The sequence below is a fragment of the Neorhizobium sp. SHOUNA12A genome, from assembly GCF_023006505.1.
Classification (GTDB): Bacteria; Pseudomonadota; Alphaproteobacteria; order Rhizobiales; family Rhizobiaceae; genus Neorhizobium.
Genome location: NZ_JALBGV010000058.1, coordinates 26,010 through 40,540, shown reverse-complemented (window position 1 = coordinate 40,540; position 14,531 = coordinate 26,010). Strand labels below are relative to the sequence as shown.

Here is a 14,531-nt window from a genome sequence, read left to right as displayed (position 1 = left end):
GACGGACTGCCTCTGTCGTCGTGGCGCTCCCATGTAAAACCTGGCCCATAGTGCTTCCCTCCATGCCAAGGAAAATGATGCACCATCAAATGCCGGGATCAAACAACTAGGTTTTAACGGTCTTATTTTCGGAGCCGCCCTACGTATTTCCACTAATGGAACACAATGAGGACTGCCTTAGTTTTCCCGGTAGATGAATTTGTTGTGCTCCCGTTCATCTTGCAAACGTTATACGTAGAGTCCAACATCGGAGGAAGAAATGAAAGCGAAACAATTTGTTGTGCTGACGGGCATCTCGGTCCTTCTTGTGGGAATGAGCATCCTTCCCGGACCGGCAGCGGCTCAAATGGAATTCGACCTGCGCGACGGTGGCGTTAGAATCGTAAGACCAGACGATGACAGGCGATATTATCGCGACGACGACAGGCGATATTATCGCGAGGATAGGCGTTATGAGCGCAGATATGCCCAACCTGGTTGCAGCCCCCGCCAGGCTTTGGCCGCAGCTTCAAGATATATCGATGAGCCGCGGATAAGGTCAGTGAACCGTGCCTTTTATGATATCGACGGTTACGGGAAGCGCGGCAGCAAGCGCGGTCGTCCCGATGGCGTTCGAATTTCAACCGCTCCTGATTGTGAAAGATCGAATTAGGACTCGGCTCCCTGTCGCGCTCACCCTTGGCTGTTCGTCAGGCGTTGCTTGGCCTCCGTGATGGGAGCGCCCATGATCGTCTGATTGAAGCTACTCTCCTGAGAATGTCAGGAATATCGTGTGCGGGCGTGCCGCACCAGGCTCCATCGTCACGACATATGGCTCGGTTTGCCGACGAAATCCACCGCGGGTTCGCGACAGGGATGATGGCGCACAACCAGGCACGGGTCTCGTCGAGACCACCGAGGTAGCAGACGCTCTTGGCAAGATTAATTTCAGGCGCAAATATCGGCGTCGGCCCATTGGCCTCGCTTCAGAATGAAACAATCGTAACAGATTGATGCCGCAGGGGGGCGAACCATCCCAGAATCACCTCAAGTCGTCCCCATATCAGCTCAAATCGTTGGCTTTTGCGCTTGCGCGAATGCAACAGGCAGTTCGAATCGTGTTGCCCGAGGTGGCAAAATGGATGGCAAGCGTTTAATACGCCCGCATATGCACTAACATCCGGCGCAAATGCCGGAGCGGGAAAACCTATTGAACGCCAAGAAAAATAAAAAGCACCACTTGGACTCTGGTACCATATCCAGCGTCCTGAAGCGGGTGATCGCCGAAAACGGCAAGGATCACATCCGGGGCTATGCCTTTGCGATCTTCTGCCTCGTTGCGACAGCCATGTCCACCGCCTTTACCGCCTGGATCATGGAGTCGGTCGTCAACGAGGCTTTTGCCAATAAGCGTGCCGATATTGTTCTGGGCATCTGCGGCGCGATTTTTGCGGCCTTCGTCATTCGCGGCCTCGCGACCTATGGTCAGGCTGTGACGCTTTCCAAAATAGGCAACAATATTGTTGCCCGTTATCAGCAGCGTCTGTTTTCGCATCTCATGAAGCTTTCGGTAGGCTTTTTTGCAGAGGCTCGTTCCGCGCATCTTGCCGCTCAGGTCAGCCAGAACATCGGCGGCATAAGAGATGTTCTCAACCTGATAATCACGTCGACCGCCCGCGATCTGCTGACCCTCATCTCGCTGATCGCTGTCATGGTTTCAAAGGACTGGGTGCTCTCGCTGATCGTATTTGCCGTGGCACCCCCTTTGATTTTTGCGCTCCGCCATGTGTCACAGCGGCTGCGTAGCGTGACGCGAGAAGCGGTCGAGGTGGGCAGCAAGGTGCTCGGCGCCATGCAGGAAACGATCCAGGGCATCACCGTAGTCAAGGCATTCACGATGGAGCAGCAGCTGGAGCAGAAGGTTCGACGCATCATCGAGACCTCCGAAAGGCAAAGCAACCGTATTGCCCGGCTCTCCGAACGCACCGCGCCGCTCACAGAGACGTTTGCCGGCGTGGCGATTTCTAGCGTGATCGCCTACGCCGCCTTCCGCTCTATCTATGATAATGTGCCGCCTGGCGCCTTCTTCGCCTTCATCACCGCGCTTCTGATGGCTTACGATCCAGCGCGCCGGCTTGCCAGAATGCAGGTCCAGATCGAACGCGCTGTCGTCAACGCGAGGATGATCTACAGTTTGCTGGATATGCAGCCGTTGCAGCGGGAAAAGTCGAACGCACCAGATCTCGTCATCACCAATGCGCAGATCGAACTGAAGGGTGTCGCTTTCGCCTATGGAAACGGCGCCCCTATCCTGAGAGGCGTCAGTCTGGTCGCGGAAGGCGGCAAGACGACTGCGCTGGTCGGTCCGTCGGGTGCCGGAAAGTCAACTATCATCTCGCTGATACCACGTTTCTACGATCCGGTCGAAGGTCAGATCCTGATCGACGGACAGGACATAGCCGGTGTTACCAAAGCCTCGCTGCGACATGCCCTCGCCTATGTGACGCAACAGCCTTATCTGTTCGAAGGGACGATCCGCGACAATATCCGCTATGGGCGGCCGGAGGCCACCGACGCGGAAGTCGAGGAGGCTGCGCGGCAGGCCTATGCACATGACTTTATCCTTGCGCAACCGATGGGTTACGACACGCCTGTCGGCGAAAATGGCATGACCCTCTCGGGCGGCCAGCGGCAGCGGCTTTCCATCGCCCGGGCACTGGTCCGCGACGCGCCCATCCTCCTTCTCGACGAAGCAACTTCTGCACTCGACAATGAATCAGAAGCCGCCGTGCAAAGAGCGCTCGATTCCACCATGCGGGGGCGGACCGTGGTCGTCATCGCCCATCGCCTGTCGACGGTCGTCAATGCCGACAAGATTATTGTAATGCATGAAGGTCGTGCGGTTGAAGAAGGTACACACGAGGAGCTCGCCAAGAGCAAGGACGGCCTTTATGCCCGTCTGAACAACCTGCAATCGTCCGATACACTTGTCGTTGAATGAGCAGGAGCGGCAACTTCGCCCACCGCTTCGCATAGCGCATCATCCGATAGCCGCCCTGCGCGCATGTCGGTTCACAAACGTTCCCAGTTCGTCGGGACGATATCTCTGTCATCCTTGTCTGGTGCGCGGAACCATTGCTTGGGGGCAATGACGTGTTTGTCCGGACGTGGGTTGAGCCATGCGCCCCACCAACTGAACGAACTATTAGCGATAATTTGTGCATGGCACGCAGCCATCAGGTGCATGTCTTCACCATCCCGGCCATCGTTTTGAGGTTCAATAAAAACCATCGGGCGTGATGATTGCAGGTTGCTTCGTGCCCATTGCGGTTCGTCCGAAAAAACGAAGAATGACGCGTCGCCGACACGGTCAAGCATGCGGCGCATCGCCTCGTGGTACCAGGACGGCTCGCATGTTCCGTGGACTGCATTTGCCGAGGGGCTGGTGACGTAGTCACCACGACGGACATGAATGGAAACCGGCGCGGTGGCGGCGTCGATCAGGGCGAGCAACTCTTGCCGCGCCGGGCTCAATGGCGACTTCAGGCTGAAGTCGCTGCGTATGGCGGCAGCCGATGAGGCGAAATATTGCTCGCTCTGCCAATAGCCGGAAAGATGCAACGATCCGCGTAAGGCTGGTACCTTGCTATCGAAGGCGAGACCGTTCTCGACGATCCGCTCGCAGCTTGAACGATCAGACTTCAAGGCCGACGTGAACTTACGCAAGAGGCCCCTTTTCGGCTTGCCAGGGACCTCATCGGGCTGCGCGACCACTGCCTGTATATTGAACTGATCCAAGGCGAAAGGCCGCAGCTTATAGGAGCCCATCTCGATCAGATCCAGCTTCAGCTCCGCGTCATTGGCGATCGCCAAGGCACGGCCGGCCGCATATTGAAACATCTGGTTGCCCAGGCCGCCGAGGATACGCGTGATGATCACAGGTTGGTCTTTCGCATCTCGGCACTTCCGTACCGCAAGGAAACTGAAATTGGTTCAAACCCGATTCTGCCATCGCCCGATGTTGGGTAAATTGCAGACAAAACGGCCGATATCGTCGCCGGCACGGTAGATGGCCCTCAACTTGCGGAAGCGTCCCGACTTACGCTCGCGTTTGGCGCCTTGCCAGATTTCGGATTGCTCGGCTGTTTCTGCCGTGTGGATCACCGGCAAGGGCCAAACCCCGTAACTGCCGACACCATGCGTCCAGAAGCGGTCCAGATGGCAATCCACCGGCTCGAACCACACATCGGCCTTTGCCAGAAGTTTGGCGGCCGCCTTCGGGGACACGGCGTAACTGGAGGTGCCATGCGGCCCGATCTTGAACCGGATAATGTCTGTGCCGGATCCGGATGTTTCACAGACACGGAAACTGCGCTGCTTGTGTCCGGAAAAACGAATGAGGCCGTATGTCCCGATTTTGTCCGCAGCATAGCGGTATGCCTCAAGAAAGTTTCCGTTGATGGAGACGTCGTCCTCGAAGATCAGCAGGGGCTTGTTCTCCCTGACGCTCCGTTCCCAGAGCAGGTAGTGGCTGGCATAGCAACCGAGCTCGCCGGCATTCAGGATGAAACCACGCCTGATCTCTGCAAGCCGCGGATCGAATTTTTCGAAAAGCGGGTGGCCGTTACGACCCTCGACGGCATTGAAAAAGCCGTAGGGCAGGCTAAAGGGTGCAAGCGTCGTGATCATTTTGGCGCGACGGTCGGCCGAGCGCTCAAGGTTGACGACGACGATTTCGAGCGCATTGTCTTCTGCCATATACAGCCACCCGGGTGCCATTTCAGGTTAGCTTTCTGCTTTCGGCGCACATCGTTGTCAATGCATGATGATGCCGTGGCCCGTTGCGTCGGCTCACGGTTGGTCAAGAGCCACGATACAGTTACCTGAACAGGCCCACGAGCTGTTGAAATCGTTTTCTGATCGAGTTCCGGAGCTTCAGGCCCTTCGTCCGAAACGACTTTTCCGGCTTCAGCGACGATATCTTGGCAGGTGCCAGTCCACTACGTGGTCCGGCGACTTCCTTGGCAATCCTTGACAGAATCGCAAACAGATTGTGTTCGTTGAGAACGCGGCGACGTGATTCTTCCAGATAAGGCAATGCGCGTTCTGCCGTGTCGGATTCGATCACGTGCTTGATCGCCCGAATAGCGTTTTCATGATCGAGGATGTCGATCCTCGTCAAGGCCGCATTTGGGAAATACTCCAGTATGTTTCTGCTGCCGTGATAGATCGGATAGGTAAGAGTCAGAAATGGATCGGCAAGCTTCTCCGTCCAGTAATGGTCAAATGTCGAGTTCTCGATCGCAATGTGATATCGATAATCCGAAAGTACATCCATCTTATCGGTAAAGTCGTTGACACCCCGTCCGAAGACATCAATTTCATCGCCGAAATAGGTCTTTATGCGCTCGACAAATGCAAGTCGCTCGCGATGCCCTTGCGTATAGGCTTTATTAGACGATACGATAGAAACTTGTTTCGTCTTTACCGGGCGAAAGGTTTCGAACTCACACCAGCCGATACCTCGTGATTTCAGCTGCCCCGGCTTCTCCCAAACCCCGACGTGCCATGGCAGTCCAACTTGTGAGAACCTGACATTTGGATGTCGCGTACCGATATCCGTAGTCAAAACAAGGTCGAACTGGGACAAAAATCCTGGGAGATATGTTTTTATCGTGCCAGGCTCTGAAGCAACAAAGACGCGATATGCTGCTTTGACCGCGGGTAAGGGCTTCGGCAGCACGTCATAGACGAACAACACGTCGCACTCCTGCCCATCCCAGGCAAGGGAGAAACGGACCTCATCCCACTCAGGCACGAAAAACGGAAACTGGCGCGACCAAATTTCCCCGTTGGGTGCCGCCGATACGAAGCCTGCGTTTATCACTTCAAAGATCCATGGTGCGTATCATCCGTGTAGATGCCGCAAATGCATCCTAATCTTGCGGCGGCGATACTTACCTCCAGTGGAGGTGAAAGTCTACCGCGTCGTCAGGATTTGACCTCTCCGGAATATTACGGCTCCACAACCTTTGGCGGGCCGGAACGCTGCAAGATTCGACAAAATGCACTATCGGAGCAATGAAAGATCGATATCATCTTTATTTCTCATATTGTCTGACAACTCTAAATCCAGTTTTAAGGTGCGTCACCGTGCATCGGATTTGCACATTGCGCGTTAGGAGGCGTCAGTTCGATCTGCTAGGCTCAGATGGGGTATTCGGCTTGAGCCCATCTTCGAGGACTTTGCCTTTGGGAAGGCGGGAGTATCCGCACAGCGCCTTTGCAGTCGCTCATTTGCCCTTCGCTCAGAACCAGGATCATCGGTCGGCCATGGCCGTCGCAAACAGCATGGAGCTTGGAGTTCAGCTCGCGTTCACGACCAGTTGGCTACCGGCCGCTAGATCAGGGTTTTGGCAGTCGTCGATACCTTCTCTCGCTTCTCGCCGACGGTCGATGCACGCTTCAATTACAAAGGCGAAGACGTGGTTCAGACACTGGAACGAGTATGTCCGCAGGTCGGTTATGACCTCAAAATCAATTCTGCCAAAGTAGTGCTAGGCTGTGAACTCATAAATCTTATTGGCTGAGATCGCTGGCAGGATGGTTCAGTCTCCTCAATAGCTCAGATGGAGCCAATAGTTCGGGTCCGTTTCGAGGATTTTTAACAGCTCCAAGTATCTCGACCTTGCTTCAGTCTCATCCGGTGCTGCGTTCCTCCACAGCGTGAAGTCGGCTGGCCTGAGAAGCTGATCGCCCTCAAAGTCGCGTATTTCGATGCTCGGCAAAGACGTGAGGATCGCCGCGATCACACGATCTGGTCCATGGCGTACGGCGTCCCATGCTGGATGTTCAAAACCTTCGATAGTTTCAACTACGATATTCAGGCTCATCTTTGTTTCCTGCTGCCGCACCTGCAGTATAAGCTGGTTCAACGTCCGTAACGAAGAAGGCTTTCCTGTCGCTGTCAATTCTGATTCAGGCTCCGCATGAACAGATATGACCTGACCGACTTCGAATGGCGCAAGATCGAGCCATTGTTGCCAAACAAACCGCGTGGTGTGCCACCTGTTGACGACCAAAGGGTCTTGAACGGTATCTTCTGGGTTCTGCGGTCTGGAGCGCCTTGGCGTGACATGCCGGAACGATATTGCCCCTATACGACCTGCTACAATCGTTTTCGACGCTGGATGAGGGCCGGAATCTGGGACAGGTTGATGGATGCGCTCACGAGACCGTCGGATGATAGCGTTACAATGATCGATGGCACTTCCGTTCGCGTACATCATTTGGCGGCAACACTGAAGGCGGATCACCAGGATCGATGCCTTGGGCGAAGTCGCGGCGGTCTTACGACAAAAATCCATGCCGTGACTGATGGCAAAGGGCTGCCAAATCAAGATTGCCATCACACCCGGTAACGCCCACGACCTAACTGCAGCCAGCGAACTGCTCAGTGATCTTACCCCTGGCGGAATGCTGCTTGCTGACAGAGCTTATGATGCCGATTGGCTACGCGCAAAGCTGAGAACCAGGCGTTCTTGGGCGAACATCCCACCTAAATCCAACCGAAAGAGACCGGTCGTCTTCAGTCCGTGGCTTTACAAGAAGCGAAATCTCATCGAGCGCTTCTTCAGTAAGCTGAAGCGCTACCGAAGAATTGCGACCCGGTACGACAAGCTGGGCGCAACGTTCCCCATGACAAAGCTGGCTTGCGTTCGCCTCATTCTACGCCATAACGAGTCCACGGCCTACATCGAGAGTTTTAATGGCAAGTTCCGCGCTGAGTGCCTGAACGCCCACTGGTTCAGGAGCCTCGACGACGCACGGGCAAAGATGGAGGATTGGCGTAGAGACTATAACGAGTTCCGGCCAGATAGCGCGATCGGCAACAAGGTGCCGATTTCGCTCATGAACGGCTTATCGGCACCCCCGCCGAACTAAGCCCTAACCCCGGAAGATTCCAGCGCCCGCTGGCCCAAAATCGGGGTGCACCTTCAAGAAACCGAAAACCTCTACTTCCGATGGTCCAACGTTTGGGGGCGGCTCGAAACCGCCGAGGCTCTAATCGCTGCCGGGTGAAACTTCAGTGGCAGTTCGAATCGTGTTGCCCGAGGTGGCAAAATGGATGGCAAGCGTTTAATACGCCCGCATATGCACTAACATCCGGCGCAAATGCCGGAGCGGGAAAACCTATTGAACGCCAAGAAAAATAAAAAGCACCACTTGGACTCTGGTACCATATCCAGCGTCCTGAAGCGGGTGATCGCCGAAAACGGCAAGGATCACATCCGGGGCTATGCCTTTGCGATCTTCTGCCTCGTTGCGACAGCCATGTCCACCGCCTTTACCGCCTGGATCATGGAGTCGGTCGTCAACGAGGCTTTTGCCAATAAGCGTGCCGATATTGTTCTGGGCATCTGCGGCGCGATTTTTGCGGCCTTCGTCATTCGCGGCCTCGCGACCTATGGTCAGGCTGTGACGCTTTCCAAAATAGGCAACAATATTGTTGCCCGTTATCAGCAGCGTCTGTTTTCGCATCTCATGAAGCTTTCGGTAGGCTTTTTTGCAGAGGCTCGTTCCGCGCATCTTGCCGCTCAGGTCAGCCAGAACATCGGCGGCATAAGAGATGTTCTCAACCTGATAATCACGTCGACCGCCCGCGATCTGCTGACCCTCATCTCGCTGATCGCTGTCATGGTTTCAAAGGACTGGGTGCTCTCGCTGATCGTATTTGCCGTGGCACCCCCTTTGATTTTTGCGCTCCGCCATGTGTCACAGCGGCTGCGTAGCGTGACGCGAGAAGCGGTCGAGGTGGGCAGCAAGGTGCTCGGCGCCATGCAGGAAACGATCCAGGGCATCACCGTAGTCAAGGCATTCACGATGGAGCAGCAGCTGGAGCAGAAGGTTCGACGCATCATCGAGACCTCCGAAAGGCAAAGCAACCGTATTGCCCGGCTCTCCGAACGCACCGCGCCGCTCACAGAGACGTTTGCCGGCGTGGCGATTTCTAGCGTGATCGCCTACGCCGCCTTCCGCTCTATCTATGATAATGTGCCGCCTGGCGCCTTCTTCGCCTTCATCACCGCGCTTCTGATGGCTTACGATCCAGCGCGCCGGCTTGCCAGAATGCAGGTCCAGATCGAACGCGCTGTCGTCAACGCGAGGATGATCTACAGTTTGCTGGATATGCAGCCGTTGCAGCGGGAAAAGTCGAACGCACCAGATCTCGTCATCACCAATGCGCAGATCGAACTGAAGGGTGTCGCTTTCGCCTATGGAAACGGCGCCCCTATCCTGAGAGGCGTCAGTCTGGTCGCGGAAGGCGGCAAGACGACTGCGCTGGTCGGTCCGTCGGGTGCCGGAAAGTCAACTATCATCTCGCTGATACCACGTTTCTACGATCCGGTCGAAGGTCAGATCCTGATCGACGGACAGGACATAGCCGGTGTTACCAAAGCCTCGCTGCGACATGCCCTCGCCTATGTGACGCAACAGCCTTATCTGTTCGAAGGGACGATCCGCGACAATATCCGCTATGGGCGGCCGGAGGCCACCGACGCGGAAGTCGAGGAGGCTGCGCGGCAGGCCTATGCACATGACTTTATCCTTGCGCAACCGATGGGTTACGACACGCCTGTCGGCGAAAATGGCATGACCCTCTCGGGCGGCCAGCGGCAGCGGCTTTCCATCGCCCGGGCACTGGTCCGCGACGCGCCCATCCTCCTTCTCGACGAAGCAACTTCTGCACTCGACAATGAATCAGAAGCCGCCGTGCAAAGAGCGCTCGATTCCACCATGCGGGGGCGGACCGTGGTCGTCATCGCCCATCGCCTGTCGACGGTCGTCAATGCCGACAAGATTATTGTAATGCATGAAGGTCGTGCGGTTGAAGAAGGTACACACGAGGAGCTCGCCAAGAGCAAGGACGGCCTTTATGCCCGTCTGAACAACCTGCAATCGTCCGATACACTTGAACTGAAATAGTCTGAAAGCAATAACCGGCCAGATCGCAGATCTTTGGCAGGAATACCATAAAAGCCATGGCTGAATTGCGAGGTGAACGGAAATGATGATGGCCATTAAACGAAAGCAGCGAACGCTTGTTATTGTTGAACGTAAACTGGTGCAAAATCGTGGGCACCATCATACTCAGATAACGGCGCTGCGAACGATGCTGCCCGACTACAAGACAGCACTCATAACAGGCGAAGCATATGACGGCTTTCTCGGAACTCCAGCCGCTACTCTCGCCATAAGTGCACCAAAGGGCTCAAAGCTGAGGTCAAGACTAAAATATGGAAACCCTCTGGAGCGGTTGAGCGCACTTCTCGCGCTTCTAAGAAAGGATCTGCTGTTCAATATGCCGGTGTCGGTATATGGTCAACGATTAGCTGAAATTGTTACTAACCTTGAGCTCGACCAGAGCGATGTCATTATTGTCCCGACGGCAGATCTCGACACACTCGAGTCTTCTGTCGATCTCCATTGTATTCTCGGAGACGCGGCTCCTCGGATCATCCTTCGCTTCTTGAACACCGAACTCGGGGACAGAAACGATAGGATCCGCTCCGCTCGCTTGAGAGAGGCCCGAGCAAAGCTCCCGCACGGAATTCTGCTGTTTACCGAAACAGAGGAGTTGGCAGATCATCTCCGTAGAGAATTCAATATTCCCATAATTGGTGGCTTTTATCTCCCTTGCAGCCTCCCCATCGGAGAAGCTCCCGAAGAGCGGGCGTCGAACGACCGGTTCCGGATCGGTGTGTTTGGAGATCCCAGACCTGAAAAAGGAAGCTCGAGGATTCCTGGCATAACAACCGCACTGGCACAGAAGGCAGCTGCAGGACCAGCGACTCAACTTGAGGTTGTTGTCCAAGGGGGAACTGCTGATTTTCAAGAGCACGGTGTGTACTCGGCGCTGGCGGAGTACCAAGCGAGTGGTGGGGTCGTCGTCGTTTCTCCGCGTGACAATCACCTCTCTCCGCAGGAGTTTAGGCGGCTATTCGCTTCGGTTGATACTATTCTTCTACCTTACGACGCAAGCGTATACAACCTTCAGGGCTCCGGCGTTCTGCAGGATGCTGTAGCTGCACGCAAGCCCATAATCTACACCAAAGGGATGTCGATGATGTCATTTCTCGATCATGGAAACGGTGTGGCAGCTGAAACCGACGAGGATTTCGCGGAAGCAATCATGCGCGTTGCTTCTGATCCAACGGCCTTCCGGGAAGGCACCGCTCGTGCAGCTGCCTACCTGCAGCATGTCCTAGCTGCCAATCCTTTCCTGCGCACCATCAACGCAACGCGGCAATAAACTGAAGCCCCTGTGCGGATCCCCCATTACCAACACCTGCCGCCAAGCGGCACGGAACGCCTACCGTCCAGGAACGTGCTCAGGGGGAGTGTCGTTCAAGAGGCTGGGGACGATATAGAGCTTACCTCCCTGACGGCCAATCGACTCGTTCAAGGCGACGTGTTCACACACCTCCTCGCCCTGACCGTCCAAACCAAGATACAGGCCGTGCCGAAGGAATTCAGTTCGATAAATTCCAAAACCGCCGAATGCTGACTGCACCGGGATAGGTTTATCATCAGGCGATATTTTCTTTTGACGTCCCGTTACGAACTGCTCGACAGCGGCCTTGATCTTCTTTTTCCTGTTGAATCTCGCACGCCGCGCCTCGCGGACTTCTTTCCAACAGTCGGTTGGGCACCATGAAGGGTGGCGCAAGGCCCAGATGTCGTAATACCAGTCGCGTTGGTTGGCAAAGAGGCCGGCCCAGTCATCCGGCGCCGAGTTGATGGCGTTGGAAAGCTCAGGTTCTTCTACGAGATTGGCGTTAACGCCGTCCAGATCTAAAACTATTAGCAGGTCGTGGTGGATACCTTTTTGCAAGTCATCTCGAAATGCAGTCATGTACAAATTTCTTGCAACAGCCAGTCTCGGCGTCCTTTTGGCTACATTTGCTGCCAATCCATCAACGTTTTGTATGCGCGCATCGTGAGTGGCTTCTGCCCACTGCCTCAGGACTTTCTCGGTGCGATCTTCGGAATCGTTGGTGACGATAAAGAACTTTGTTCTCGTAAAGCTTTGCTGCAGGCGACTGAGGCGAGGTAGGGTTTGAAGTAGGCCTTCTTCGCAATCTCGCGCGGCGCCTACTATGAATGCTGACTTCTCGATCATTGAGGTTCCTGAGACTTGATGCCGTTTCTAACTGATGTTCGACACTGGCTAAGCCTTATCGCCGCGAACACTTCAGGGCAATCGTTTCCAGCCACTAAGGATGCGCGATGATCCCTGAGCAATTGCTCATTTTCATTGGTCCGCCGCCATACTGAACGCCAGCGAGCTCTCCCCGTAGCTCAACACCGCGATCATGTTGAGAGCCAGACTATGACCGCGAGCCCAGTCTTGTGTGTCGCCACGCCCCTCTGTAGGAGTGAGGCGCAAGACAAAGAGACTCGGGATGATGAGAAGCAAAATAACGGGCGGCACGACTACTTTGCTGTTCAAGGCGCGCGTCCTGAACAAGTACGAGGTATCTTATTTCAAGTGTGACGAAACCGGTTTCATCCAAACCGAAGAGCCCTATTGGCTAGATGAGGCATACTCATCCGCTATCACCAAGCTCGATGTAGGTCTCGTCAGTCGCAATGTACAATTATCCGGGGAGTTGTCTCGGATGATCCCCGCCGCAGGCTTCAAGCAGAACGGCCAATTTCTCGATTATGCGGGTGGATACGGCCTCTTCACCCGCCTTATGCGCGATGCGGGTTATGATTTTTATCACACCGACAAGTACACGAAGAACCTGTTTGCCGAGTTCTTCGACCTTGATATTTTCGCCAAAACTCCGGCCTTCGAAATGGTTACAGCGCTGGAAGTTTTCGAACACCTCCCAGACCCCGTCGCGGAGGTGTCACAGATGCTAACTTATGCGGACAGTATTGCCTTCTCGACCAAACTTCAGCCGAAGAATGATATCAGGACCGTCGACGACTGGTGGTATTTCATACCCGAGACCGGTCAACACGTCTCGCTTTTCAACAAAGCGTCTCTTCGCGTTCTCGGAACAAAGCTCGGCCTGAATTTTTATAGCGATGGCAGCTCCCTCCACCTCCTGACCAAGCGCACGCTCCCGGCCAACCCGTTCAAGAGCCGCGAACCTTTTATTATACGCAAGGCGCGTAAGTTGATCGAGCAATTCGATCGAACGAAAGCGGATGATCGTCCGAGCCTCATCCAGAGTGATTGGGAGCGCATCCGGGAGATCATCTCCGGTTGAGCTAAGCGGGCGAGCTCCGTCAATTATACACCTTCAGCATGCATTTGCGCCGCAAGTCGCGCGCGGACGCAACCTGACATCCACCATCTCGCCCCTATCCTGTGGCCAAGCATCCGGATGCGGACCGTCAGCTTGCTCAGGGTATAAATCTAATCTACAAGCAGCCGCAGATGTCATGATCGGCAACTAGAAGCGGTGTCCTTTGGATCAGTGGCACGCGGAAGCGATCTTGTTCCGATCCGTACGTGAGTTGAAAGATGAACGAAGCAAAACCGATCGCCCCTGTCGTCTTCATCATTTTCAACAGACCAGATCTTACCGAAATCGTTTTTAAAGAAATTGCCAGAGCGCGCCCTGGCAAGCTCTTCCTCATCGCTGACGGGCCGCGTGCGGATCGTGCTAACGAAGCCGAAAGATGCGCTCAGACACGGCAGGTGGTTGAGAAAGTCGATTGGGATTGCCAAGTGTTTCGCAATTACTCCGACACCAACATGAGCAGCCGCGACAGGATTTCTTCGGGATTAGACTGGGTATTCGCGCATACCGATCGAGCGATCATCATTGAAGATGATTGCCTGCCGGATCCCAGCTTCTTCCCTTACTGTACCGAACTTCTCGAAAAGTACGAGCACGACGAGCGCATAGGCTCCATCAACGGCTCGAACTTTACACATGACCGCGTGGCTATCGATAATAGCTATTTCTTCAGTCGGTACCCGTTGATATGGGGGTGGGCCACCTGGCGCCGGGTTTGGCAAAATTACGACATATCCATATCGCGCTGGGGGACATTGCGTGAGACCGACTGGCTCAGAACAGTGGCATATCCTGATGAATTCGCACACTGGACCAAGGCGTTCAACAGGGTATTTGAGGGAGGACTCGACGCTTGGGACTACCAATTTACCTTTTCACAGTGGCTTCAACGACAGGTCAGCATACAACCGAGAAGCAATTTGATTAGTAACCTCGGCTTCCGCCCGGATGCAACGCATACGGTAGACGCTAGCACGGTCGCTGGGCTTCCCCTCGAGGGCCTGAACTTCCCGCTACGCCATCCTGCAGATCGTGCGATCAACTTTTCCGCGGACGAGATCTACCTGCGAGAGCATTGCTTCCGCAGGAAAAAGGAGAACGGGCTTAAGCGGCTGGCGAGAAAGATACTTCCTTGCACATAGGCTTAAAGAACATGTAGCCGCTTGCGCGCTTGCTCAATCCGCTTAGCGTCACATCGGTCTCCGATGCCCCGTCGAATACATGGAGCGA

11 protein-coding genes and 2 pseudogenes are annotated in these 14,531 nt (G+C 54.9%); 8 read left to right on the top strand and 5 right to left on the bottom strand.

Going from position 1 to position 14,531, the window contains the following annotated elements:
* The first annotated feature begins 259 nt into the window (after positions 1-259).
* Positions 260-652: a hypothetical protein gene (locus MOV63_RS22520; RefSeq protein WP_247037014.1), complete on the top strand. Its 393-nt coding sequence runs from the start codon at positions 260-262 to the stop codon at positions 650-652.
* Positions 653-1,168: 516 nt separating this feature from the next.
* On the top strand, positions 1,169-2,980 hold the full coding sequence (locus tag MOV63_RS22515) for an ABC transporter ATP-binding protein (RefSeq protein WP_405029367.1): 1,812 nt from the start codon (positions 1,169-1,171) through the stop codon (positions 2,978-2,980).
* 71 nt (positions 2,981-3,051) lie between these two features.
* On the opposite strand, the gene MOV63_RS22510 is transcribed toward MOV63_RS22515, so the two are convergent.
* From MOV63_RS22510 to MOV63_RS22490, 4 genes are all read right to left on the bottom strand, one after another.
* Complete coding sequence (locus MOV63_RS22510; protein WP_247037010.1) at positions 3,052-3,918, bottom strand: alpha-1,2-fucosyltransferase; 867 nt, start codon at positions 3,916-3,918, stop codon at positions 3,052-3,054.
* A gap of 54 nt (positions 3,919-3,972) precedes the next feature.
* Positions 3,973-4,737, bottom strand: coding sequence for a glycosyltransferase family 25 protein (locus tag MOV63_RS22505; RefSeq protein ID WP_258719270.1), 765 nt, complete (start codon positions 4,735-4,737; stop codon positions 3,973-3,975).
* 121 nt (positions 4,738-4,858) lie between these two features.
* Complete coding sequence (locus tag MOV63_RS22500; RefSeq protein WP_247037006.1) at positions 4,859-5,866, bottom strand: glycosyltransferase family 10 domain-containing protein; 1,008 nt, start codon at positions 5,864-5,866, stop codon at positions 4,859-4,861.
* A 730-nt stretch (positions 5,867-6,596) separates the two neighbouring features.
* Positions 6,597-6,872, bottom strand: coding sequence for a hypothetical protein (locus MOV63_RS22490; RefSeq protein WP_247036997.1), 276 nt, complete (start codon positions 6,870-6,872; stop codon positions 6,597-6,599).
* Positions 6,873-6,968: 96 nt separating this feature from the next.
* Here MOV63_RS22490 and MOV63_RS22485 point away from each other — a divergent pair.
* From MOV63_RS22485 to MOV63_RS22470, 4 genes and pseudogenes are all read left to right on the top strand, one after another.
* A pseudogene (locus MOV63_RS22485) lies at positions 6,969-7,713 on the top strand (IS5 family transposase); the annotation flags it as partial.
* Between the two features lie 15 nt (positions 7,714-7,728).
* Positions 7,729-7,923: pseudogene (locus MOV63_RS22480) on the top strand (transposase); the annotation flags it as partial.
* A gap of 231 nt (positions 7,924-8,154) precedes the next feature.
* A complete protein-coding gene (locus tag MOV63_RS22475; RefSeq protein ID WP_405029366.1) occupies positions 8,155-9,966 on the top strand; it encodes an ABC transporter ATP-binding protein in 1,812 nt (603 codons plus the stop codon).
* An 82-nt stretch (positions 9,967-10,048) separates the two neighbouring features.
* A complete protein-coding gene (locus tag MOV63_RS22470; RefSeq protein ID WP_247036993.1) occupies positions 10,049-11,293 on the top strand; it encodes a hypothetical protein in 1,245 nt (414 codons plus the stop codon).
* Between the two features lie 60 nt (positions 11,294-11,353).
* On the opposite strand, the gene MOV63_RS22465 is transcribed toward MOV63_RS22470, so the two are convergent.
* The gene (locus MOV63_RS22465) at positions 11,354-12,163 is read right to left on the bottom strand and encodes a glycosyltransferase family 2 protein (RefSeq protein ID WP_247036991.1); all 810 of its coding nucleotides are present in this window, start codon (positions 12,161-12,163) and stop codon (positions 11,354-11,356) included.
* Positions 12,164-12,446: 283 nt separating this feature from the next.
* Here MOV63_RS22465 and MOV63_RS22460 point away from each other — a divergent pair, with 283 nt between their 5' ends.
* Together MOV63_RS22460 and MOV63_RS22455 are read left to right on the top strand one after the other, a co-directional pair.
* Positions 12,447-13,265: a class I SAM-dependent methyltransferase gene (locus MOV63_RS22460; RefSeq protein ID WP_247036989.1), complete on the top strand. Its 819-nt coding sequence runs from the start codon at positions 12,447-12,449 to the stop codon at positions 13,263-13,265.
* A 257-nt stretch (positions 13,266-13,522) separates the two neighbouring features.
* Complete coding sequence (locus tag MOV63_RS22455) at positions 13,523-14,443, top strand: hypothetical protein (RefSeq protein ID WP_247036987.1); 921 nt, start codon at positions 13,523-13,525, stop codon at positions 14,441-14,443.
* Positions 14,444-14,531 lie beyond the last annotated feature (88 nt).

Bases quoted from the DNA above. Each gene is read 5' to 3' on its own strand.
- MOV63_RS22460 (WP_247036989.1), top strand. From the start codon at position 12,447: ATGATGAGAAGCAAAATAACGGGCGGCACGACTACTTTGCTGTTCAAG.
- MOV63_RS22455 (WP_247036987.1), top strand. From the start codon at position 13,523: ATGAACGAAGCAAAACCGATCGCCCCTGTCGTCTTCATCATTTTCAAC.
- MOV63_RS22465 (WP_247036991.1), bottom strand. From the start codon at position 12,163: ATGATCGAGAAGTCAGCATTCATAGTAGGCGCCGCGCGAGATTGCGAA.
- MOV63_RS22515 (WP_405029367.1), top strand. From the start codon at position 1,169: ATGCCGGAGCGGGAAAACCTATTGAACGCCAAGAAAAATAAAAAGCAC.
- MOV63_RS22475 (WP_405029366.1), top strand. From the start codon at position 8,155: ATGCCGGAGCGGGAAAACCTATTGAACGCCAAGAAAAATAAAAAGCAC.
- MOV63_RS22520 (WP_247037014.1), top strand. From the start codon at position 260: ATGAAAGCGAAACAATTTGTTGTGCTGACGGGCATCTCGGTCCTTCTT.
- MOV63_RS22505 (WP_258719270.1), bottom strand. From the start codon at position 4,737: ATGGCAGAAGACAATGCGCTCGAAATCGTCGTCGTCAACCTTGAGCGC.
- MOV63_RS22490 (WP_247036997.1), bottom strand. From the start codon at position 6,872: ATGAGCCTGAATATCGTAGTTGAAACTATCGAAGGTTTTGAACATCCA.
- MOV63_RS22470 (WP_247036993.1), top strand. From the start codon at position 10,049: ATGATGATGGCCATTAAACGAAAGCAGCGAACGCTTGTTATTGTTGAA.